Source organism: Lysinibacillus sp. OF-1 (genome assembly GCF_028356935.1).
Taxonomy (GTDB): Bacteria; Bacillota; Bacilli; order Bacillales_A; family Planococcaceae; genus Lysinibacillus; species Lysinibacillus fusiformis_D.
The window spans coordinates 1,000,241-1,024,813 of record NZ_CP102798.1 but is presented as its reverse complement, the minus strand read 5'-3'; the positions used below and the strand labels follow the sequence as shown (position 1 = coordinate 1,024,813).

Annotated in this window: 21 protein-coding genes; 3 read left to right on the top strand and 18 right to left on the bottom strand. The window is 38.4% G+C overall.

The genetic code is table 11. From position 1 onward, the window contains the following. Positions 1-12: 12 nt before the first annotated feature. Together NV349_RS04765 and NV349_RS04760 are read left to right on the top strand one after the other, a co-directional pair. The gene (locus tag NV349_RS04765) at positions 13-1,068 is read left to right on the top strand and encodes an ABC transporter ATP-binding protein (protein WP_271912493.1); all 1,056 of its coding nucleotides are present in this window, start codon (positions 13-15) and stop codon (positions 1,066-1,068) included. Then, positions 1,061-1,987: an ABC transporter ATP-binding protein gene (locus NV349_RS04760; RefSeq protein ID WP_271912492.1), complete on the top strand. Its 927-nt coding sequence runs from the start codon at positions 1,061-1,063 to the stop codon at positions 1,985-1,987. Before NV349_RS04765 ends, NV349_RS04760 begins: the two co-directional genes overlap by 8 nt. Positions 1,988-2,377: 390 nt before the next feature. Here NV349_RS04760 and NV349_RS04755 read toward each other — a convergent pair whose 3' ends face one another. The 5 genes from NV349_RS04755 to NV349_RS04735 are packed head-to-tail and all read right to left on the bottom strand — an operon-like array spanning position 2,378 to position 8,072. Beyond that, complete coding sequence (locus tag NV349_RS04755; protein WP_271912491.1) at positions 2,378-4,210, bottom strand: oligopeptide ABC transporter substrate-binding protein; 1,833 nt, start codon at positions 4,208-4,210, stop codon at positions 2,378-2,380. A gap of 17 nt (positions 4,211-4,227) precedes the next feature. After that, positions 4,228-5,127 (bottom strand): ABC transporter permease, encoded by a 900-nt coding sequence (locus NV349_RS04750; RefSeq protein WP_036125031.1) that lies wholly within the window; start codon positions 5,125-5,127, stop codon positions 4,228-4,230. A 35-nt stretch (positions 5,128-5,162) separates the two neighbouring features. Beyond that, a complete protein-coding gene (opp4B, locus tag NV349_RS04745) occupies positions 5,163-6,125 on the bottom strand; it encodes an oligopeptide ABC transporter permease (protein ID WP_036125033.1) in 963 nt (320 codons plus the stop codon). Between the two features lies 1 nt (position 6,126). Beyond that, complete coding sequence (locus NV349_RS04740; protein ID WP_271912490.1) at positions 6,127-7,062, bottom strand: ATP-binding cassette domain-containing protein; 936 nt, start codon at positions 7,060-7,062, stop codon at positions 6,127-6,129. Beyond that, complete coding sequence (locus tag NV349_RS04735; RefSeq protein WP_089931966.1) at positions 7,059-8,072, bottom strand: ABC transporter ATP-binding protein; 1,014 nt, start codon at positions 8,070-8,072, stop codon at positions 7,059-7,061. The genes NV349_RS04740 and NV349_RS04735 overlap by 4 nt, the downstream gene beginning before the upstream one ends. A 736-nt stretch (positions 8,073-8,808) precedes the next feature. On the opposite strand from NV349_RS04735, the gene NV349_RS04730 reads away from it, so the two are divergent. Then, entirely contained in the window at positions 8,809-9,597 is a 789-nt protein-coding gene (locus NV349_RS04730) for an MBL fold metallo-hydrolase (protein WP_036125068.1), read from the top strand. Positions 9,598-9,671: 74 nt separating this feature from the next. Here NV349_RS04730 and pyrE read toward each other — a convergent pair whose 3' ends face one another. The 13 genes from pyrE to NV349_RS04665 form a co-directional block, all read right to left on the bottom strand. Further along, positions 9,672-10,301 carry an orotate phosphoribosyltransferase gene (gene pyrE / locus NV349_RS04725; protein WP_036125070.1) on the bottom strand — a complete coding sequence of 210 codons (630 nt, stop codon included), beginning with the start codon at positions 10,299-10,301 and terminating at the stop codon, positions 9,672-9,674. Positions 10,302-10,304: 3 nt separating this feature from the next. After that, positions 10,305-11,009: an orotidine-5'-phosphate decarboxylase gene (gene pyrF, locus NV349_RS04720; RefSeq protein ID WP_058843479.1), complete on the bottom strand. Its 705-nt coding sequence runs from the start codon at positions 11,007-11,009 to the stop codon at positions 10,305-10,307. Beyond that, positions 11,009-11,920: a dihydroorotate dehydrogenase gene (locus tag NV349_RS04715; protein WP_036125043.1), complete on the bottom strand. Its 912-nt coding sequence runs from the start codon at positions 11,918-11,920 to the stop codon at positions 11,009-11,011. Before NV349_RS04715 ends, pyrF begins: the two co-directional genes overlap by 1 nt. Beyond that, entirely contained in the window at positions 11,917-12,690 is a 774-nt protein-coding gene (locus tag NV349_RS04710) for a dihydroorotate dehydrogenase electron transfer subunit (RefSeq protein ID WP_089931963.1), read from the bottom strand. Before NV349_RS04710 ends, NV349_RS04715 begins: the two co-directional genes overlap by 4 nt. Position 12,691: 1 nt before the next feature. Further along, positions 12,692-15,889: a carbamoyl-phosphate synthase large subunit gene (carB, locus tag NV349_RS04705; protein WP_089931960.1), complete on the bottom strand. Its 3,198-nt coding sequence runs from the start codon at positions 15,887-15,889 to the stop codon at positions 12,692-12,694. Continuing rightward, on the bottom strand, positions 15,882-16,982 hold the full coding sequence (carA, locus tag NV349_RS04700; RefSeq protein ID WP_271912489.1) for a glutamine-hydrolyzing carbamoyl-phosphate synthase small subunit: 1,101 nt from the start codon (positions 16,980-16,982) through the stop codon (positions 15,882-15,884). The genes carB and carA overlap by 8 nt, the downstream gene beginning before the upstream one ends. Then, entirely contained in the window at positions 16,982-18,259 is a 1,278-nt protein-coding gene (locus NV349_RS04695; RefSeq protein WP_089931957.1) for a dihydroorotase, read from the bottom strand. Before NV349_RS04695 ends, carA begins: the two co-directional genes overlap by 1 nt. 1 nt (position 18,260) lies before the next feature. After that, positions 18,261-19,139 (bottom strand): aspartate carbamoyltransferase catalytic subunit, encoded by an 879-nt coding sequence (locus tag NV349_RS04690; RefSeq protein ID WP_271913535.1) that lies wholly within the window; start codon positions 19,137-19,139, stop codon positions 18,261-18,263. Between the two features lie 194 nt (positions 19,140-19,333). Beyond that, the gene (locus NV349_RS04685) at positions 19,334-20,644 is read right to left on the bottom strand and encodes a uracil-xanthine permease family protein (protein WP_058843474.1); all 1,311 of its coding nucleotides are present in this window, start codon (positions 20,642-20,644) and stop codon (positions 19,334-19,336) included. Positions 20,645-20,661: 17 nt separating this feature from the next. Next, positions 20,662-21,207, bottom strand: a complete 546-nt coding sequence (pyrR, locus tag NV349_RS04680; protein ID WP_089931954.1) for a bifunctional pyr operon transcriptional regulator/uracil phosphoribosyltransferase PyrR — start codon at positions 21,205-21,207, stop codon at positions 20,662-20,664. 240 nt (positions 21,208-21,447) lie between these two features. Beyond that, positions 21,448-22,359: an RluA family pseudouridine synthase gene (locus NV349_RS04675; protein ID WP_036125153.1), complete on the bottom strand. Its 912-nt coding sequence runs from the start codon at positions 22,357-22,359 to the stop codon at positions 21,448-21,450. Further along, complete coding sequence (gene lspA, locus NV349_RS04670) at positions 22,356-22,835, bottom strand: signal peptidase II (RefSeq protein ID WP_036125155.1); 480 nt, start codon at positions 22,833-22,835, stop codon at positions 22,356-22,358. Before lspA ends, NV349_RS04675 begins: the two co-directional genes overlap by 4 nt. A gap of 167 nt (positions 22,836-23,002) precedes the next feature. Next, entirely contained in the window at positions 23,003-24,571 is a 1,569-nt protein-coding gene (locus tag NV349_RS04665; protein WP_036125158.1) for a sodium/solute symporter, read from the bottom strand. Between the last annotated feature and the right edge of the window lie 2 nt (positions 24,572-24,573).

Here is a 24,573-nt window from a genome sequence, read left to right as displayed (position 1 = left end):
GAGGTGGCCGAAATGAGTAAAACAATTCTTGAAGTTAAAGATTTAAAAATTAATTTTAAAACTTATGCAGGGCTTGTTCATGCTGTACGTGGTGTTAACTTTGATTTAAAGGAAGGTGAAACACTCGCTATAGTTGGTGAATCAGGTTCGGGTAAAAGTGTTACAAGTAATGCATTAATGAAACTAATTCCACAGCCACCTGGTATTTATGAGTCAGGACAAATTTTATTTAATGGCCGTGATTTAGTTCCGTTAACGGATAAAGAAATGTCTAAAGTACGTGGAAATGAAATTGCAATGATTTTCCAGGATCCTATGACAAGTTTGAATCCAACGATGAAGGTCGGACGTCAAATAACTGAAGTAATTTTGCAACACAAAAAGGTTTCCAAAAATGATGCGAAAAAACGTGCCATTGAGCTTTTAACACAGGTAGGTATCCCCTTCCCTGAGAAACGTTATAATCAATACCCACATGAATTTTCAGGTGGTATGCGTCAACGTGTTGTTATTGCGATCGCCCTTGCAGCTGATCCTAAGCTTTTGATTGCCGATGAGCCAACAACAGCCCTAGATGTAACTATTCAAGCACAAATTTTAGAGCTTATGAAGGAAATTCAAAAGAACTCGAAAACATCTATCATTTTCATTACACACGATTTAGGTGTAGTGGCGAATATCGCTGACCGTGTAGCGGTAATGTACGCTGGACAAATCGTTGAATATGGTACTGTAAATGATATTTTCTATAATCCAAAGCATCCTTACACATGGGGCCTACTTGGTTCAATGCCAGATTTAGATAATGATACTGATGAGCTATTACGTACGATTCCAGGCTCACCACCAGATCTTACGAATCCACCTAAGGGTGATGCATTTGCAGCTCGTAACGAGTATGCTATGGCGATTGATTATGAACAAGAGCCACCAATGTTTCAAGTAAGTGAAACGCATTTTGCAAAAACGTGGTTATTGCATCCTGACGCACCAAAGATTCCTCTTCCTGAAGCAGTTGCTAAACGTATTGAAGGGTATTTAGCAAAGGAGGCACAAGAAAATGACTAAAACTGGTGCTAAAAAAATTCTTGAAATTAAAAACTTAAAGCAGCATTTTGGATCACCAAGTAATCCAATCAAAGCCGTAGATGGTATTAGCTTCGATGTTTATGAAGGGGAAACACTTGGTCTTGTAGGCGAATCAGGTTGTGGAAAGTCAACAACGGGTCGTTCAATCATTCGATTATATGATATTACAGGTGGCGAGATTGTTTTCGATGGTGAAAACGTTCATGGAAAAAAATCTAAAAATGAGTTAAAGAATTTTAACCGCCAAATGCAAATGATTTTCCAAGACCCTTACGCTTCTTTAAATCCTCGTATGACGGCTGGTGAAATCATTGGTGAAGCCTTTGATATTCATGGCCTTTACAAGGATAAAAAAGAACGTCGTGCAAAAATTCAAGAGCTACTTGAAGCTGTTGGTTTAAACAAAGAGCACGCGAATCGTTACGCACATGAATTCTCTGGTGGTCAACGCCAACGTATTGGGATTGCCCGTGCGCTAAGCTTAGATCCTAAGTTTATCATTGCTGATGAGCCAATCTCTGCGCTTGACGTATCGATCCAAGCTCAAGTTGTTAACTTGTTAAAACAACTTCAAAAAGAACGTGGCTTAACATATCTTTTCATTGCTCATGACCTTTCGATGGTAAAATACATCAGTGACCGTATTGCTGTTATGTACCGCGGTAAAATCATGGAAATCGGTAAAGCAGATGATATTTACAATCACCCTGTCCACCCGTATACAAAATCTTTATTATCAGCAATCCCACTTCCTGATCCAATGTCAGAGAAACGTCGTCAACGTATTCCGTACAAGCATACTGAAGTTGACGAAAGTGCATCGTATCATGAAGTAGGCAACCAACACTATGTATATGGCACTGCTGATTTAGTTAAAACTTGGGTTAATAATCGATAAAACTTGAACTCCTGTCTACAGTTTTACTACTGTGACGGGAGTTTTTCCTTTTAAAAATCTTCCTCTTCTATATGTATGAAATTCCTTTTTGATATATGACAAGATTTACAATTATTTGGCATAATATGATTAGAATTGTTGAACATTAAAAAATGTACTAAAACTATTTTGTTTGCTTTTATTATGGGAACCAGTCCTACTCCTAATTGTGGCTTCAAGCTTTGCTTAGAGTGGCCTTAACCTCCTATCATTCACTAGACAATAGTCAGCTTATTAGGCTGTTGTTTTACGTTGAATAATTAATCTAATTATTCTTTTTTTAAGCTGTATTATTAAAAAAGCGGCTTTTCTTCTTTGTAGAAAAGCCGCTCTTTTAGATTAATAATAAAACTATTTAATAGGTTGATCAGCTAATAATTCAATTGTTTGAAGATTATCAGTAGTTCCATTATCATAAGAAGCATTCCAGTTTTTCACGCGTTTATTAACAGGAATTATTTCTGTACGGAAGAAAGTCGGCACTACCATTGCTTTTTCACTCATATATTCTTGCCACGCTCGGAATGCTTTTGTACGTGTATCTTGATCCATTGCCTCTTCTGAGTCAATAGCGTCTAATAATTTTGTTAATTCAGGTGATACATAACGGCTAAAGTTAAATTCAGCACCTTCACCATATAAACCTTTAGGAGATGGATTTGTTCCAGTTCCCCATGCAGCTTGATACATATCGATTTCTGGATCATCTGCTTGTACCTTATCATAGAAAGCATTAAATTCGATAAGACGACCTGTTGTTAATTGCACATCTAAACCTACTTCTTTCCAGTTTTGACGGAAATATTCAACAATCGCTTCATCTGTTTCAGAACCAGCCATTGAAGCTAAACGAATAGAGAATTTTTTACCATCTTTATCTTCACGAATACCATCACCATCAACATCTTTAAAGCCCGCTTTATCTAATAGCTCTTTTGCTTTTTCTGGATCATAATTATAGCCTTCTAATGTTGAATCATAGTATGATGCAAATACTGGTGGAATTAAGGAATTTCCGCGCTCACGTAATCCTTGATAGAACTTTTCAGCGACACCTTCAACATCCATTGCATAAGCAACTGCCTGACGTAATTCAATACTGTTCATTTTTGACTTTTCATCAAATACGTTTAGTTTATTTGTTGTATCATATTTTCCTAATTTAAAACCGATATAAGAATATGATAATTCTGGTCGACCTAATAATGCTATATTTTGTAAATCCTTAATGCTATCATACTGATTAGTTGGGTATGATGTAGCAATATCATATTTTCCAGTACGTAAAGCTTCACCGATTGAAGTTGGTGGAACAACCTCAAGTACTACTTTATCAACTTTCGGCTTACCTTTGAAATAATGTTCGTTTGCTACAAACTGCACAGACTCACCATTTACGACTTTATCAATTTTAAATGCTCCAAGTGTTACTGGATTTTTACGTACTGCATCTGAAGCAAGTAAATCTTTCACTGGAATAGATTCTAATTGATGTTTAGGCTCTGCATATGCCCATAAACCATCACCAATTGAATAAATAGCTGGTGATATTTTCTTTAGTTGGATTTTAATACTCTTATCATCGATTTTTGTAATACCTGAAATCGTGTCTGCTTGACCATTATGGTATTCTTCTGCACCAACAATATTTTTGAAATCATCATCATAGCGAACACCTGTATAATCTGGATGACCAATTAGTTCATATGGGAAAATTAAATCATCAGCTGTTAAAGGTGTACCATCTGACCATTTATAATCACCTTGAATTGTGACAGTTGCTGTTTTTGCATCAGCATCAACATCTAATTTTGCAATACCTTTGTCCGTAACAATGAAGTTGCCATCTTGTTCAAAAAGTACATTTGAAGCAAATGCTAAAATTTCTGAATCATAAGCATCTTCGTATAGCTCCCAGTTGAAAATTCCTTGGAATGGAGAGCTTGTTACAAGTCCTACGCGTAAAGTACCACCTTGGATTGCGTCTCCTTCATTTGTTACCTCCATTGGAAGTAACGAATCATTCGTTGCCTCAGATTCACCGGATTTTTCTGTTTCACCTGACTTTTCTGTATTATCTGTTTCTGAGCCTTTTTCAGACCCACTGCCTCCACCACCATTGCAGGCTGCTAAAATTAGCATGAATGCAAAAAGTACGGATAGGAATAACCAATTCTTCTTCATGTGTAAATCCTCCCCTTTTATCCTAATCGTTGTTTTGCGTCAGCCGCACGTCTTAGCGCTTGACCAACATAATTTATACCAAGCATCAAAACTAAAATTAATAATGATGCGGGCAACCAAATCCACCATTTTGTAGATAATACTATCGGGTTTGTTGCATAGCTTACTAATGTCCCTAAGCTAGGTGTAGAAGGAGGTAAACCAAAGCCTAAAAATGATAGACCTGTTTCAATACCCACATTCCCTGCAAAGTTTAACGTTAACTCTACTATTAGCAACGAACTTAAATTTGGTAGTATCCCTTTAAACATAATGGCAAAATCACTAGTCCCCATTGTTTTGGAGGCACTTACATAATCTCGTCGTCCTTCAGATAAAGCTTTACTTCGAACAAGACGTGCAGTACCTATCCATTGAAAGGCACTTAAAATCAAAATTAACTCTAAAACACCATATTTAGGAATAATTGTAACTAATACAATGATAATCATTAATGTCGGTAATGTCATAAGAAAATCAATGATACGCATAAATAAATTATCAATAAAGCCACCATAGTAGCCCATTATTATACCTAGTGCGATCCCTAAAGCATTTGCAATAAGAGTGATAGCAATTGCAATTAAAATAGAATTTTTCGCACCGATAATAAGCTGTCCATACATATCACGCCCAGCTTCATCAGCCCCAAGGATATATCCATTAACGCCAGGCTCTGTAAAGCGCTCTAATAATTTAATTCGTAATATTTCATCCTGGTTCATAAAAAAGGACATAATTAATATCGCAATTATAAGTAATGTTATTCCTATAAATGAAAATAATGCTAATTTATCTTTTCTAAATTCACGTATAACCACTTGAATTCCTGTTGGTGGAGTACTTTCAACTTTCACTACATCATTTTTTTGATCCATTTTATTCACCTCTCCTTATGCGTTCAATTTAGCTGTTAGTCTATGCGGATACGTGGATCAACAATGCTCATAATTATATCTGACAATAGACTACCTAATAACGCTAAGAAGCCATAAAGCATAACAAGAGCTGTAATAACACTATAATCGCGACTTGTTACGGAATGGATGAATAATTGCCCCATGCCCGGGAAGCCAAAAATTGTCTCTATGAATATCGAGCCGCCTAATAAACCTGTAATTGTAAAGCCAAGGAAGGCTGCAATTGGTAATAAGGAGTTACGGAAAATATGTCTTCTATAGATTTTTTTCATCGGTACACCTTTACTACGTGCTGTTTTAACATAATCCTGTGTCTTGGCATCGATAATTTCTGAACGTAAGTATTGAATAATCGTCGTTGTAGCTAAAATTGCATACGTCATTGCAGGTAATATTAAATGATACAAGCGATTCCAATAATACTCGAGTGTTCCAGGCTCTACACCTACATCGACTGTTCCGCTCGTTGGGAACCACATTAAACGGTATCCAAAGATATATAAGAAGATTAAACCCAATACAAAGGTCGGTATTGCATAGCTTATAAAGCTATACAGAGTAATCGACTTATCGTACAAAGTATCCTGTTTACGTCCAGCTATCATTCCTAATGGAATAGCTATTAAATAAACGAGAATGGTACTAAGTAGAGCGAGCCAGAATGTGTTTAATGCACGCTCGCCAATCAATGTGGACACTGCAAGTTTATATGTATAGCTTTGTCCAAAATCGCCCTGAAAGGCATTGATTACCCAATGGTAATATTGTACATACCAAGGGTCATAGTAACCCGCTTGAATTCTTAGTTCTTCAATTCTTGCAGGGTCTGTCTCTGGAGTAATTAACCCTGTAAAAGGATCTCCTGGCATTTGTTTTGCTAGGATAAAAATAATTAAGCTTAACACAAACATTTGAGGAATCATTAAAATTACTCTTCTAATAATTGTTTTCCACATTTCACATTCCTCCCGACATTGCAACCATATGTGTCTCTGAAATGGATTTCAGTGGATAGACTTTTCCATGCTCATCATAATATTTATGTTGCTCTTGTTGATAATTCTCTTCTACTTTTTGTCGAATCAATTTGCGCTCATCCCTAGTCTCTGGTTCGATATTCGGAATGGCTGATAGAAGCCGATTCGTGTAAATATGCTGTGGATTCTTATAAATATCATGTCTTGTACCAGTTTCCACAAAGCGGCCTTTATACATAATAGAAATATGATCACACATATGTTTAACAACACCTAAATCGTGGGAAATGAATAAGTAAGTAAGACCGTATTCATTTTGGATATCTTTCATAAAATTTAAGACCTGTGCCTGTACAGATAGATCTAGCGCAGAAACAGGCTCATCCGCAATGATCATTTTAGGGTTACATGCAACCGCTCGCGCAATGCCAAGACGCTGCTTTTGTCCTCCCGAAAATTCATGTGGATATTTAAGTAAGACATCCTCTGACATCCCAACAATAGCTAGTAGCTCTTTAATACGTTTGCGTTCCTCTTGATCACTAAGCTTCATGAAATTTCGAATGGGTTCTGCAAGAATATCAAGAACACGTTTCCTAGGATTCATACTTGAATGAGAGTCTTGGAAAATCATTTGAATATCTTTGTTATAGGCTGAATCACGCTGTCTTCGTTGATTTGTGACATTTTCGCCCTCATAAAAAATTTGACCAGAGGTGATTTTTTCTAAGCCAATGATCGCTTTTCCAGTAGTCGATTTACCGGATCCTGATTCACCTACTAATCCATAGGTTTTCCCTTTTTCAAACTCCATCGTCACGCCGTCCACCGCATATACTCGATCGACAATAGTATTAAAAAATCCACCACGTATTGGATAGTGAACATTTAAATCCTTAATCTGCATAAAGCTCATATAGCCCCGCCCCCTTCTTCACCTTCAAAATGAAAGTGTTTCCAGCAGGTACATCTCACAAAATGTCCTGGCGCAATTTCATGTAATTGAGGTTTTGTTTCGTGTGAAGATGCATCAATCCACGGAATTCTTCCTGAAAAACGACAACCTTCTCGAGGTAAATTTATTAGAGATGGTACCATCCCTTGAATGACCTCGAGTCTTTCATTTTCGCTATGTGTTTGTGGAATTGAATTTAGTAGCGAGCGAGTGTATGGATGTCTTGGATTATTGAATAACTCCCGAACTGGAGCCTCTTCCACTACTTCCCCTGCATACATAACTACAACTCGATCAGCCATCTCCGCTACAACACCCAAATCATGCGTAATGAGAATAATACCTGTCTCCGTTTCAGTCTGTAATGTTTTTAATAGGTCCAAAATTTGGGCCTGAATTGTCACATCTAAAGCAGTTGTCGGTTCATCAGCAATTAATATAGCAGGCTTACATGATAAGGCAATTGCAATCATAACACGCTGACGCATACCACCAGATAACTGGTGCGGAAATTGTCTAGCGACACGTTTTGGATTCGCAATCCCAACTTGATTTAGTAGTTCTAATACTCTTTCACTTCGCTGTTGTTTTGAAAGCTTAGTATGATAAATTAACCCTTCTTCTATTTGTTCGTTAATTCTCATTAAAGGGTTAAGTGCTGAAAGTGGGTCCTGAAAGATAAATCCTATGTCATTACCACGTAAGTTATTAAATTGTTGGTCATTCAATTGAGCTAAATTTTGATTATTATAAAAAATATCACCAGAAACCTTTGTATTTACTTCATTGTGCAAGCCTACAATAGTAGTCGCTAATGTACTTTTACCACAACCAGATTCTCCAACTATTGCTAATACCTCATTTTTTTTAAGGGAAAGTGAGACATCATCTACAGCAGCGTGGTATGTATCTTTAATGCGAAAACTTGTAGACAAATTTGTAATTGTTAATAAGTCTTTTGCTGTATTCAAACAATCTCTCCTCTATTATTCAATATTCTGAAAATACAAATGATACTTTATATCAGAATCATATTTAATTTTTCTCTCTTCCCCTCTCTTTTTCATTATAGCTAGTATAATTTTAATAATTTTTTCGCTTTAAACGCGTAAGCCGCTGATAGAATTATCTGAAAATTAAACCGTGCTATTATTTTAGCTAGAAAACATGTATAAACGCAAGTACCTTTTTCAAATTATTACAAACCAAAATATAAATTTCCACCATACCTCTTCCTTAAAAAAATAGTAATTTCAGTATTTAAAGTTAAGAATTATTTTACTTTTTCTTTACAAAGTTACAATTCTCACAAATGAATATTATATAAATATAATTAATGATATTTCACATTATATTTATTCGCGCAAATAAAATGCTTAAAAATTCAATTAATTCAGTATTTTAAAGCAAAAAGTAAAAAAAATACTTTTTATGAAAAAGTTATATTTCACACATTTTTGTTTTCAATAAATAATTTTGGACGTTGAAGTGCTAATATTTCAAATTACTTTAAAAAAATAATTTATAGCTATTAGTTTATAGCTATCTACCATACTTCTTAATTATTTCTGATTGCCGATTTTTTCTCCAATTTTCGATATAGAAATACTATTTAGAATATTTTTAAAGGAAATTACATGTTTTTATGTTAAAATTTCCAATGACAAAGTTTTATTAAATTATTTACATAAGGAAAGGTTGTCTGTGATGGCAAAAATTAATGATGAATGGTTTACAGTAGAAGAAATCAATAATGAAACATATGCTATAAGTGAATATGGTCATTGGGAAAAAGTACATTCCTTTTTATTGCTTGGAGAAAAACGGGCTGTTCTCATTGATACAGGTCTTGGCATTGATAATATTCAAAGGATTAGTAAACAATTAACCTCTTTGCCCATTTCTGTGATGACAACACATGTCCACTGGGATCATATTGGTAGCCATGGAGCATTTGATGATATTTATGTTCATAAGGATGAAGTTGATTGGTTAATCAATGGTATCCCTAAATTATCTATCGAACAGATTAGAAAGGATATTGGACGTAATATTACATTACCTACACCTAAAACGTTTAATCCATCGAATTACAAGCCTTTTCAGGGACAGCCTTCTGGATTTTTAGAAGATGGGGATGTTATAGATATGGGGAACCGAAAATTATCAATTCTCCACACACCCGGGCATTCGCCTGGCCATATTGCTATTTTGGATCATAAATATGGTTATTTGTTTACAGGGGACTTACTCTATGATCAAGCACCTATTTATGCATTTTTTCCAACTACTTCCCCCGAGGATTTAGTTCAATCTTTAGAAAAAATAGCTAACTTACCTTCGCTTACGAAAATTTTTGGTTCACATCACACATTAGGTCTTGATCCTTCTATTTTATTGGAGGTGAAACGGGCAATTATGACACTTCGTGAGAATAATCTAGTACGTTTTGGGACAGGTATTCATCGTTTTAATGGTTTTAGTATTCAATTTTAAATACCCTCATCCTATTTAATAAAGAAAGAAAAAAGCTGTTCTACAGGTCAAATAACCTATAGAACAGCTTTTCATTATAACTCTCCAGCCTTTAATTTCGCATGCCACTCTTTTAAAAATGGAATATCTTCTTCTTTAATAGCACCTGATTCGTTTGCTGCTTCAATTAAATAATCGAAGTTTGTTAACGATACATACTGAATGCCAGCCTCATCAAATGCTTGCTCAGCGCGTGGAAGATTATAGGTGTAGACACAAACTACGCCTAATACTTCACAGCCAGCTGCACGCAATGCTTCTACTGCTGTAATCGAAGAACCGCCTGTGGAAACGATATCCTCCACAACAACTACTTTTTGACCTGCTGCGTATTTTCCTTCGATTTGATTACCACGACCATGTTCTTTTGCTTTTGACCGTACATAAACCATCGGTAATTCTAAAATATCACTTACCCATGCTGCGTGTGGGATACCCGCTGTAGCTGTTCCTGCTACGATTTCTGTTGCACCAAAATTCTCTTTGATAACAGCTGCTAAGCCATTTGCTAATTGTTTACGAATAACTGGGTCTGAGATTGTTAAACGAGTATCACAGTAAATAGGAGATTTAATACCAGACGCCCATGTAAATAATTCAGTTGGATTTAATTCTACAGCACCCACTTTTAACATAGCGTGTGCAATTTCATTTTGTAATGTCATCATTTATGCCTCCCATAATTCACTTACGATTTTATATGCAGCTACTGGATCCTGTGCACCAGTTACGGCACGCCCAACAACGATGAGTGATGAACCGTCACGCTTTGCGCCATCTGGTGTGGCAATACGCTTTTGATCGTGTGCAGCACCGCCTGCTAGACGAATTCCAGGTGTTACACGTAGAAAATCATCTCCACACACTTCTGCAATTGCCTTCGCCTCATGTACAGAGCAAACTACACCTTGTAAACCTGCTTGTTTTGTAAGACTTGCATAATGTAAGACAGACTCTTGTAAAGATAGAGCAATTTGTTGTTCTGCTTGCATTTGTTCTTCTGTTGTTGATGTTAATTGTGTAACGGCTATTAATGCTGGACGTTCTTTGCCAGCAGGTGTACCCGCTTCAAGTCCTTCTAGTGCTGCCTCCATCATAGGACGTCCCCCAGCAGCATGCACATTGACTAAATCTACCCCTAGTTTTGCTAGACCCTTCATCGCCGAGCCTACTGTATTCGGGATATCATGTAATTTTAAATCAAGGAAAATATCATGACCTAAATCCTTTACTTTTCGAACAATGTCAGGCCCTTCTTGCATATATAATTCCATACCAATTTTCACGAAAAGAGGCTCATTGAACTGTTTTAGAAAATCAAACACTTCTTTTTCTCCTGGAAAATCTAGTGCTAATATTGGTTTCGTATTCATCAGCGATGGCTCCTTCCGATAATCTCTGTTATATGTTCTACACCTAATGCATCAAGCTTTGCTGGTAATTCTTCAATGATGTTTGGACAGACAAAGTGGTCAACAAAGTTTGCTGTTCCTACTGCTACAGCTGAAGCACCTGCAGACATAAAATCAATGACATCCTGTGCTTCTGTTACACCACCCATACCAATTATCGGAATATTGACAGCTTTGTACACCTCATAAACCATTCGGATTGCTACAGGTTTAACAGCAGGACCTGATAGTCCACCTGTTCCATTAGCAATGACAGGCTTTCCTGTACGCTCATCTAAACGCATACCTACCAATGTATTTATCATCGTAATACCATCTGCTCCACCTGCTTCAACAGCTAAAGCAATATCCACAATATTTGTCACGTTTGGTGATAGCTTCACATAGACTGGCACTTCAGACACAGCCTTGACAGCCTCAACAAGCTGACGTGCTGTTGCTGGGTCTGTCCCAAACTGGATGCCACCACACTTCACGTTAGGGCAAGAAATATTCAGTTCCAATGCTTTGACATTTGATGCTGCTGAAATACGACGCGCTACTTCCACATAATCTGCCGTTTCAGTACCAGCAACATTAGCGATAATTGGCACATCATAGCTCTCTAAAAATGTCAATTCTTCATTCATCACTTTTTCAATGCCTGGATTTTGTAAACCAATTGCATTTAACATCCCCGCCGCTGTTTCAGCAACACGTGGCGTTGGGTTACCGGCACGTGTTTCGACCGTTGTTGCCTTAATCATGATAGCACCTAGTTTTGACAAATCATAAAGCTGTGCATATTCACGGCCAAAGCCAAAGCAACCCGAAGCTGGCATAATTGGATTTTTTAACGCTAAGCCTGGTATTTGAATGGTTAAACGACTCATAGTGCCACCGTTCCTTTCAGGAAAACTGGACCATCAGAGCATACTTTAACATAGTCTTTTTCAACTTCATCAGTTGTTTTACATACACATGCAAAGCAAGCTCCAATACCACAGCCCATACGTTCTTCAAATGATAAATAACCCACTTTTTCAGGATAAAAGCCCTCTAATGCTTTTAACATCGGTAATGGCCCACAGGAATAAAATACATCAAACTTTGGGGCACTTGACTCTAATACAGTTGTTACAAAGCCTTTTGTACCTTTCGAGCCATCCACAGTCACATAATGTGTTTCACCAAGTGCACTAAATTCATCCTCATAAAAGCAGACATCCTCTGTTTGGAAGCCTAGGACATGGATGGTTTTCACACCACGAGCATTCAATTGTTTGGATAATTCATGTAAAGGTGGTACACCAATTCCACCGCCAACTAATAGTGCAGTGCCTCCCTCTTGTACCGCATCTACTGGGAAACCATTACCTATTGGACCAAGCACGTTGACTTGTTGACCTTCTCGATTCGTCGCCAGCACTTTCGTACCACGTCCTTCAGCACGATAAATCATAGTAAACTCATTGTTTTCTTTATCAATATTTGCAATACTAATTGGTCGACGTAAAAGCGGCTCCAATGAATCTGACACCTTTACATGGACAAACTGGCCAGGAGTCATCTCCTGAACCAGTTCACCATGAAGTGTCAGTTCGAAAATGTTTGTCGCAATTTGCTTTTGAGAGACGACCGTCATTTTCTCTTGACGTATCATATTAGTGTACTACCTCCGCTTTTGGCATTTGTTCTGCTGTAAATGTCATGGATTCGATAACACGAACCATTGCTTCTGCTGTATCTAAAGATGTTAGACAAGGTACGCCATTTTCTACAGACTCACGACGGATTCGGAAGCCATCACGAGCTGGCTGCTTCCCTTTAGTTAATGTATTGACAACAAGCTGAGCTTCACCATTTTGGATAAGGTCAATCAATGTTTGTCCTTTCGCACCAATCTTGCCAACAATATCTGTACGTACTCCTGCTTCTTCAAATGCTTTTGCTGTACCTTCAGTAGCTACAATGCGATACCCTACCGTAGAGAAACGTTTTGCTAATGCAATCGCTTCTTCCTTATCTTTATCAGATACAGTAAACAATACTGTACCTTCTGTACGAATTTCCATACCTGCTGCAACTAAACCTTTATAAAGGGCTTTTTCTAATGTTGCATCTTTCCCCATTACCTCACCAGTGGATTTCATTTCAGGTCCTAATGTAATGTCTACACGACGTAATTTTGCGAATGAGAACACTGGTACTTTTACAAATACACCCTTTTGTTCAGGCGCTAAACCTGTTGGGTAGCCCTGCTCTACAATAGATTTTCCAAGGATTGCTTTCGTTGCAATGTTAGCCATTGGAATATTTGTAATTTTACTTAAGAATGGTACTGTACGTGATGAACGTGGGTTTACCTCAATCACAAATACTTCGCCCTGTGAAATTACGTATTGGATATTCATTAAGCCAATGATGCCTAGGCCCTTCGCGAGACGAGTTGTATAATCAACTAATGTATCCTTTTGTGCCTGTGTTAATTTTTGTGGTGGATAGACAGAGATTGAGTCTCCAGAGTGAACCCCTGCACGCTCAATATGTTCCATAATTCCTGGAATTAGAACATTTTCGCCGTCACAGATAGCATCTACTTCGATTTCCTGTCCTGTTAAGTAACGGTCTACTAAAACAGGATGATCTGGAGATGCCTCCACTGCATTTTCCATATAGTGCTGTAATTCATCTTGATTGTAGACAATTTCCATTGCACGTCCACCAAGTACATACGATGGACGAACAAGTACTGGGAAGCCTAGACGCTCACTAATGGCAAGAGCCTCCTCTGTAGAAACGGCTGTTTCCCCTAGCGGCTGCGGAATGTTTAATTCACGTAAAGCCTGCTCGAACTTATCGCGGTTTTCTGCACGGTCAGTATCTTCTAAAGATGTACCTAAGATTTTTACACCATTTGCTGCTAATTTATCGGCCAGGTTAATGGCTGTTTGACCACCGAATTGAACAACAACACCAATTGGTTGTTCTAAATCGATAATATGCATAACATCCTCAATTGTTAATGGCTCGAAGTAGAGCTTATCAGAAACAGAGAAGTCTGTTGATACTGTTTCTGGGTTGGAGTTGATAATAATTGCCTCATAGCCAGCCTCTTGAATCGCCCATACTGAGTGTACTGTTGCATAATCGAATTCTACCCCTTGGCCGATGCGGATTGGGCCTGATCCAAGTACCACAACAGAAGGTTTTTCTGACTTAATAGATTCATTTTCTTCTTCATATGTGCCATAGAAATATGGTGTTTCCGATTCGAATTCCGCTGCACATGTATCAACCATTTTATAGACTGGAATAATGCCATGTTCTTTACGATAAGCATAAATGGCTTCTGGTGTTGTTTCCCAAAGCTCAGCAACCTTCTTATCTGCAAAGCCTAAACGTTTTGCTGTACGTAGGACATCTTTATCATTTTTATGGTCAGCAAGTGTTTGTTCCATATCCACGATATTTTTAAACTTATTTAAGAAGAATAGATCAATCGCTGACCATTCATGAATTTGTTCAATTGTTACACCTCGACGTAAAGCTTCACCGATAAAGAATAGGCGCTCATCTCCAGCTTTGCGGATACGTTTTTCAATCCAAGAATCTGAATTTTCCTCAGCATGCTTTAACTCTAAATGTACTTGACCGGTCTCAAGAGAACGAACCGCTTTTAACATAGCTTCCTCAAATGTGCGACCTAATGCCATTACTTCACCAGTAGCTTTCATTTGCGTACCAAGATTACGTTTAGCTGATTCGAATTTATCGAATGGCCAGCGAGGAATTTTAGCTACGATATAATCAAGTGCAGGTTCAAAACAAGCATATGTTGATCCTGTTACAGGGTTTTTAATTTCATCTAATGTTAAACCAACTGCAATTTTAGCTGCTAGCTTAGCAATTGGATAACCTGTTGCTTTAGATGCTAGTGCAGATGAACGCGATACGCGTGGGTTTACTTCAATCACATAGTAATTAAAGCTATATGGATCAAGTGCTAGCTGGACGTTGCAGCCACCCTCTATTTTAAGTGCACGAATAATATCTAGCGAAATATTACGTAGCATTTGGTTTTCACGATCTGATAGTGTTTGCGTTGGTGCTACAACGATTGAGTCACCTGTATGGATTCCTACTGGGTCAACGTTTTCCATGTTACATACAACAATGGCATTGTTAGCCGCATCACGCATTACTTCATATTCAATCTCTTTATAGCCAGCAATTGATTTTTCTAATAAACATTGTGTTACGGGTGAATATTTTAAACCCGATGTCACAATCTCTTCTAAATCTTGATCGTTGTAGCAAATACCGCCCCCTGTACCGCCAAGTGTAAAGGCTGGTCGAACAATGACAGGGTATCCAATTTTCGCAACAAATCTTTTGGCTTCATCTAAGTTATGAATAATATCAGACTCAGGAACTGGAGCACCTAGCTCATACATTAAATTACGGAATAAATCACGATCTTCTGCTTTATGGATAGCATCTAGTTTTGTACCAAGAATTTCAATACCAAGCTCGTCTAAAATACCTGATTTGTCTAACTCAATCGCCATATTTAAACCTGTTTGACCGCCAAGTGTTGGTAAAATCGCATCTGGACGCTCTTTACGTAAAATACGAGAGACAAAATCAAGAGAAATTGGCTCGATATATACTTTGTCCGCAATTTCTGTATCTGTCATGATTGTGGCAGGGTTTGAGTTGATTAAAATAACACGGTAGCCTTCTTCTTTTAATGAAAGACAAGCTTGTGTACCTGCATAGTCAAATTCTGCTGCTTGTCCGATAACGATTGGGCCTGAGCCAATTACTAAAATAGTTTCAATATCTGTACGTTTAGGCATGTTGTTTCCCCTTCCCTGCTTCTACTTCCATCATTTCGATGAATTCATCAAATAAGTGGTTTGAATCCTCTGGTCCTGGTGATGCTTCTGGGTGATATTGCACTGTGAAAATCGGATATTTCTTATGACGCACACCTTCACATGTTCCATCATTTAATGCGATATGTGTTAATTCTAAATCCGTTTCTTTTAATGAATCGATGTCGATAGCATAGCCATGGTTCTGAGATGTTAAATCTGTACGTCCTGTGCGTAAGTCTTTGACTGGGTGGTTACCACCGCGGTGTCCAAACGGTAGTTTGAAGGCTTTTGCTCCACTAGCTAATGAAAAGATTTGGTGTCCTAAACAAATACCGAACATTGGCACTTTTCCTATTAAGTTACGTACTGTTTCAATACCTTCCTGAACATCTTCAGGATTCCCTGGTCCATTGGATAGCATGATACCATCTGGATGCCAAGCTAAAATTTCCTCAGCTGGTGTATTATAAGGTACTACCAACACATCACAATCACGTTTGTTTAATTCGCGTAGGATTCCGTGCTTCATACCATAATCAATTAAGACAACTCGTTTACCACGACCAGGAGATGGATAAGCAGCTTTTGGAGATACTTCACGGACATGGTGTGTAATGGCTGGTGTCACTTGTAATTGTGCTACAATTTCATCCACATTTACTTCTTCATCAGCAGCCGTCAAAATCGCTTTAACCGATCCTTTACTGCGTATGATACGTGTTAATTTTCGCGTATCAATGCCTTCAATTCCTGGGATATCCTTTGCTGTCAAATAGTCATCTAAAGTTAAATCACAGCGGAAGTTTGAAGGTTTTTTAGCCAATTCACGCACAACGAATCCACGAATGGCTGGCGTAATCGATTCAAAGTCATCACGGTTAATGCCGTAATTACCAACTAAAGGATATGTCAATGTAACAATTTGTCCATAGAATGAAGGATCTGAAATCGTTTCCTGATAACCTGTCATCCCTGTTGTAAATACAACCTCACCTTGTGAAGCGCGCTCGCTACCAAATGCTGTACCTGTAAATACTGTGCCATCTTCTAAAACTAGTAAACGTTTTTTCATTACTCTGCCTCCTGATATACGATATTGCCTTCAAAAATCGTTAGTACTGGCCAACCCTTTGCCACCCAGCCGTTGAATGGTGTATTACGACCTTTTGATACAAAGCCATCTGCATCAATTGTTTGTTCTTTTTGAATATCAATTAAAATCATATCCGCTGAAGCGCCTACTGCTAATGTGCCATATGGCAGATCAAAAATCTCAGCTGCTCTCACTGTCATCCAATCAATTAATTGCTTTAAAGTCCATTTTCCTGTTTCAACAAATTGTGTATAAAGCAATGGAAAAGCTGTTTCGAAACCGACGATACCAAATGGTGCGCCAACCATACCGCAGCATTTTTCTTCTACTGTATGTGGTGCATGATCTGTTGCGATGCAGTCGATTGTGCCATCAAGTAGTGCTGCATGTAGAGAATCCTTATCATCAGCTGCGCGTAATGGTGGATTCATTTTCCAATTTGCATCGTCAGATGGTATATCCATCTCTTCTAGTAATAAATGATGTGGACAAACTTCTGCTGTGACACGAATACCTGCTGCCTTCGCATCTCTTACTGCACGCACCGATTCCTTCGTAGAAACGTGACAAACATGGTAGCGTGCCCCTGCCGCTTCTGCTAGTAGTACATCTCGTGCAATTTGTACTGATTCACAAATGGAAGGTATCCCTGGAAGCCCAAGCTCTTTATTACGCTTTCCTTCATGCATCACACCATCATAGATTAATGAGTTGTCCTCACAATGTGCTACAACAACCATATCGTGCTGGGCCGCATCTTTCATTTGCTCATACATCGTTGAGGCTAGCTGAATGCCTACACCATCATCTGAGAACGCTACGGCTCCATGTGCTTTTAATTCTTCAATATTTGTTCGAACCTCGCCCGATATATCCTTTGTTAGGGAACCATATGGGAGTACTCGAATAACAGCGCTGTCCTTAATGAGCCCATTGATGAGCTGCATGTTGTCAACCGAATCAGGTACTGGCTTTGTATTAGGCATCGCACAAATTGTCGTAAAGCCACCCTTTGCTGCTGAGGCGGAGCCTGTAGCAATGGTTTCTTTATGCTCAAATCCTGGCTCTCGTAAATGTGTATGAACATCGATAAAGCCTGGTGCCACGATTAAACCATGTCCTTCAATCAGTTCTGCACCTGCTACAGTCACATCCTGACCAATAGCCGTAATCTTTCCGTCTGCCATTGCAATATTGACTGTCTTCAATTCACCTTGTTCATCTAGCATTTGTACATTTTGAAGTACCTTTGTCATGTTATTCTCTCCCCTTTAAAATGGTTTCCATAATAGCCATCCGTGTGTAAACACCGTTCCGCACCTGTTCAAAAATTCGAGAGCGATCACACTCTACTAACTCAGAAGCAATTTCAACATCACGATTTACGGGTGCTGGATGCATAATAATGGCGGATTCTTTCATTTGCTTTTCTCGTTCAATTGTTAAACCAAACTCTTGATGGTAACCTTCCTTTGAGAAGCTTTTATTTACTTTATGACGTTCATGTTGCACACGTAGTAACATAATGACATCACTTATTTCGATCAGATTATCCCATGAATGATGCGCTTCAAAACCGCCAGACCATTCTTCTGGGCAAAGGAAATGAACATTTGCCCCTAAATTTTGTAATGCTGTTGCATTTGATTTGGCTACTCGACTATGAGAGATATCTCCTGCAATTGTGACATTCAACCCTTCGAAACAGCCAAACTCTTTTTTGATGGTATAAAGATCCAATAAGGATTGTGAAGGATGTTGCCCAGCACCGTCCCCTGCATTAATAATCGCTACATTAATACCACCCAGCAGCTCATTGTAATATTCATCTTCTGAAGCTCGAATGATGACAGCATCTAAACCAATCATTTCTAACGTTTTGACAGTATCATACATCGTTTCCCCTTTCGTAACACTCGAAAACCCTGCATCGAAAGGGATAACATGACAGCCAATTTTGTATTCTGCCATTTCAAAGCTTGTTTTTGTACGAGTACTTGGTTCAAAGAATAGATTGGCCACTTTGTACGGGCGAGATAACGATGATGTTTCACCATTTTCAAATGCTTGCGCAAGATCTAGGATTTGGTTAATCTCTTCTGTTGTTAAATGTTCCATCGATAATAAGTTCTTCATCATGTGACCTCCATTAGGTTGTGAATCGTGAACGTCTATGTATGACGTTCTCTGTATATAAAGTAAAAGCCCCGTTGATGTCATCAACGAGGCATAAGGAGGCGTGACAAACTACAGCAAGACATACATCCTACTTCAGCCTGTCCACAACTTCCCTTTTTTTGCCTCTCTGGACAATTCATTAAAAGGTACTACTATGAATCTTTATTTTGATTGTATTGTACAGGTATATCTGCTTCTTTCTTACCTGGTAGAATCGCATTCAATAGCACACCGATAATCGCGGCTAGCGCCATCCCTTCAACACTTAATGATTCAGAGATAACAAACTTGGCACCGCCAATACCAATGACTAATATGACTGAGGCAATAACTAGGTTACGGCTATTACCAAAATCAATATGATTATCTACTAGCATACGTAGGCCACTTGCTGCGATTATTCCGAAGAGTAAGATGGACACTCCCCCAAGTACTGCGGTTGGAATCGTTGCAATCACTGCCATTGCTTTCCCGAAGAATGATAGTAAGATGGCAACCACTGCTGCACCTGCAATAACGTAAATACTGTACACTCGAGTAATAGCTAGTACACCAATATTTTCACCGTAAGTTGTTTTCGGAGGCCCCCCGATTATAGCACTCACAAATGTTCCAAGTCCGTCTCCTAATAGGGAACGGTGCAACCCTGGCTCTTTAATATAATCTCGATCTACTACTTTTCCTAATACTAGCTGGTGACCAATATGTTCCGAAATTGTTACAATCACGATTGGTACCATGATAAGTAGAATTTTTGTTGTTATTTCAAACTCATAATGCACACCTGGTATTAAGAAATCAGGCATTGCGAAGAATTTTGCTTGGGCAATTGGTGTATAATCTACGATGTCTACGATCATGGAGTAAATATACCCTACGATTAAGCCCATCAAAATTGGCATAGTGCTTAAAATTCCTTTAAAGAAAATCGTAAAGATAATCGCTGTAAAGACCGTAACTAAAGCAGCTGAGAAGTGTAAAAAGCTATACTCTCCATTGACGTTCATGGCCATATTCACAGCTGTACCAGATAGTCCAAGTCCAATTACCATAATAACTGGACCTACCACGATTGGCGGCAAAATTTTCATAATCCACTTATAACCACTTTTCCAAATGATTAAGGATACAATTCCATACGTAATCCCGACAGCCATCGCACCGATCATGGCATTGCCTGGGTGGACACTCGAGCCATCATCATTTAAACCGCCTGCCGCAAGTATGATTGGTGCTATAAAGGCGAAGGACGACCCTAGATAGGCTGGTACTTGAAATTTCGTAATTAATAGGAAGAATAATGTAGCAATCCCGCTTGTTAAAAGAGCAATCGCTGGACTAAGTCCTACTAACTGTGGCACTAAAATTGTTGATCCAAACATCGCAAACATATGCTGGAAACTTAATGTCACAAGCTGAAGTGGAGTTGGTTTATCCTTAATATCTAAAACTGCATTTGACATATTGTTTCCTCACTTTATTATTCGTCTTCTTTATAAATAATGACGCAATCTTCTCCATCTACTTCTTGTAAGTTGACAATGATGCGCTCAGAGCCAGAAGTCGGAACATTCTTCCCTACATAGTCTGCTCTAATTGGCAACTCTCGATGCCCTCTATCCACTAGCACGGCTAGTTGAATTTGAGCAGGTCTCCCCAAATCCATTACAGCATCCAGTGCTGCACGTACTGTTCGTCCTGTATAAAGTACATCGTCTACTAAAATGATCTTTTGATTTTTCACTACATACTCAATATCAACTTGTTCTACATGTGCTTGTTCGTTTTCATGTTTGGTTGTTAAATCATCTCTGTATAGCGTAATATCAATTTCCCCTGTACGAATAGGTTTACCTTCAATTTTTTCAATTCGTTGTGCCAAACGTTTGGCTAGAAAGGCACCTCTTGTTTTAATGCCAACTAAAATACATTCATCGATTCCTTTGTTGCGTTCAATAATTTCATGGGCAATACGTGTGAGTGCCCTTGTCATTGATGGGCCATCTAATAATTCATTTTGTGCCATATCCGTTCCTCCTCTCTCTACTCTAGTGTCAGCCATGTGTCCATAAAAAAACCTCTCGAGGCGAATAGCCTGAGAGGGGTTGTATACGTGTCGAAAAAAGCATGTCGAAAAATTTGCAGCACAAATTTTTGCAACACTATCACATGTCCCTTCTCAGCCTCTCTGGACTGCTATTAAAGGTGAATATTTAGTTATGTTGTTCATTCACTGTGGTTAGTATAGACTTTCTTTTCTTATTCGTCAATGCCTATTTCGTAAATCATTTAATAATTGCTCATAATCAACTGGAAGTGGTGTTTCAAACTCCAAATATTCACCAGAAGAAGGATGATCAAATCCTAAAGTTGCAGCATGCAAAACTTGTCCACCAAAGTCTATTGTCTTTTTCGGACCATATTTTGGATCTCCCACTAGTGGGAAGCCGATATAATTCATATGCACACGAATTTGGTGTGTACGTCCCGTTTCTAAACGACATTCTACTAGTGTATAATCACCAAAACGCTCCACAACTTGGAAGTGTGTCACCGCATGTTTACCATTATCAACGACTGCCTGTTTTTGACGATCCTTTTGATCGCGACCAATCGGTGCATCAATTGTCCCCTTATCATGTGCGATATGACCGTGTACAAGGGCAATATATTTACGTGTCACCGTTTTATTCACTAACTGATTCACTAACGATTCATGGGCTGTATCATTTTTAGCCACCATTAATAGACCTGACGTATCTTTATCAATACGATGGACAATACCAGGTCGCATCACACCATTAATACCGGATAAATCCTTACATTGATACATTAAACCATTTACCAGTGTACCGGACATATGGCCTGGTGCTGGATGAACGACCATCCCCTTTGGTTTATTGACAACAAGGACATCTGCATCCTCATAAACAATATCCAAATCTAATTTTTCGGCTATTACATCTAGAATTTCTACTTCTGGTACATCAATCAAGATGACATCACCAGCTTTTACTTTATATTTTGCTTTTACAGCATCGCCATTCACTTTGATAATCCCATCATTAACCCAGTTCCCAATTTGTGTACGTGACCACTCTGATTGTAAGCTTGAAAGTGCTTTATCAATGCGCTCTCCTTGCTGCTGTTCTTCGATTGTATATGTTACTTGCGTCATTGTTTCACCTGTTTCTTTTCTTTTTTATCTTCCATAATCAAACCAATCATTAGTACAACGACAGCTATAGTTAATGCAGCATCTGCCACATTAAAAATAGGGAAGTCATAATTAATAATTGGAATTAAAACATCAACAAAATCGACCACTTCTCCTCTAAAAAGACGATCGATAAAGTTTCCTAATGCGCCACCAAGTAATAGCATTAAACCCACTTGAAAAACGGGCTTTCCTTTTGCCTCTTTATGATAAAAGTAGAGAATGGCACAAATGACAGCAACTGTTACGATACTAAATAACCACATTTGCCCTTCTAGCATCCCCCATGCTGCACCTCTATTACGATGAGATAAAATGCCAAACCATGGGTCCCACACAGCAATGCGTTCAGCATACTCCATATTTTTCACAATTAGCCATTTTGTCCATTGATCTAATAAAACAACAAAAGCAGCCAATCCATAATATTTATACACAGTCATTCCTCCGTTCACTCAACATCTTACCTATTCTACCATAACAGCACCCATCACAATAACTAATATCACATCAAAAGATGGCGGATGCCCAATCTCCTTCAAGAATATAAAAAAGCTATTTCTATTTACTTTTTAAGCAATAGAAATAGCTCTGACTTGTTGAGTTAAACGGTTTCAGATTCTTTCGAATGCACTCGCTTCATGAAATCATTGACATCAGCCGGAACTTTACGATCTAGTAGTGACACGATAATAACAGATAAGAAGCCAACCGGTACTGTCACAATACCTGGTATTTTAAACTGCAAGAAACTTGGTAATGTTCCTGGTAAAAAGATCATCCACATTGACACGCCAAGACCAATGAGCAATCCTGCAATGGCACCCTTCTCTGTCATGCCCCTCCACCAAATACCGAGAATAAAGATTGGCGTGAATGTACTTGCTGCAACCGTAAAGGCGAGCGCCACTAAATGACCGATGGATGCATCCTTGACAAGTAAACCAAGTGCTCCATATAAAATCCCTAATAATACAATGGCCACTTTACCAGCTACAACACGTTGTTTTTGTGTTATATCCTTTTTCATAATATTGGCATATAAATCATGGGCTAATGCGCCAGAGCTTGTAATAAATAGCCCTGAAAGATTAGAGAAAATAGCTGCAAATGCACCTGCAATTACTAAACCAAGTAACCATTTACCACCTAGCGCAAGGGCTGTCGTCGGAATGACCATGTTATTCCCACCTAATACTAAATCACGCATTACCTCCTCACTAGCTGTTCCCGAAATGAAAATAGATCGGCCTACAACACCTAAATAAACAGCTAATAAGAAAAACGTACTAGCAATGCCAATAGCCATGAGCGCAGATTTACGCGCTGCTTTAGCACTTGGGTTTGTATAAAAGCGTAATAATATATGGGGAAGCCCAATTGTCCCTAAGGCTAAACCAATGGTCATACTAATAGTTTGCCAAAATGTTGGGAAATAAAAGCCTGTGCCTGTCCAAGCGGCACCATCAAAATTCACATCATTACCATCTAAGGCATACGGAGAAGTTCCTGTAATAGGGCCACTGAATGAATGGATGGCAGCTAAAATTTTATCGTAATGCAAACCACCATAAACTGCAGCAATTAACATCACAATAAATGCGCCAAGGCGAATCCACAGCTCCAAAGCTTGGTTGATTGTCGTACCTTTCATTCCACCTATCCCTACATAAAAAACCATGACAACACATGTAAAGATAATGCCAAATTCATAGGAAGTACCAAAAAACATACTTAATATTTGAGCAGCACCTAGTAATTGAGGAGCCGCATAAAAGCCTGAGATGGCTAAAACGACTGCAACCGCTACGAGTCGAGCCCTGCTACTATGAAAACGATAACCTAAAAAATCAGCAACCGTAAATGCACCAAATCTTCTTAAAGGGCCCGCTACGAAAATAGCTAATAATGTTAATCCAATAGAGAAACAAAAAGCATAATAAGCACCATCATAACCTAGTTGAAATGTTAAACCAGCTATTCCAAGAAATGTTGCTGCACTTAAATAATCTCCGCCAATGGCAGAACCATTTGTAAACCATCCAAAGCTTCGGCCACCTACAAAGAAATCCGAAGCTGTTGCATTTCTCTTGGTTAAATACGTAATGTAGACAATCGTTCCCATTAACGCAACGGTCATTAACATCTTTGGTTCTAAAAGAGCTTCCATCATTC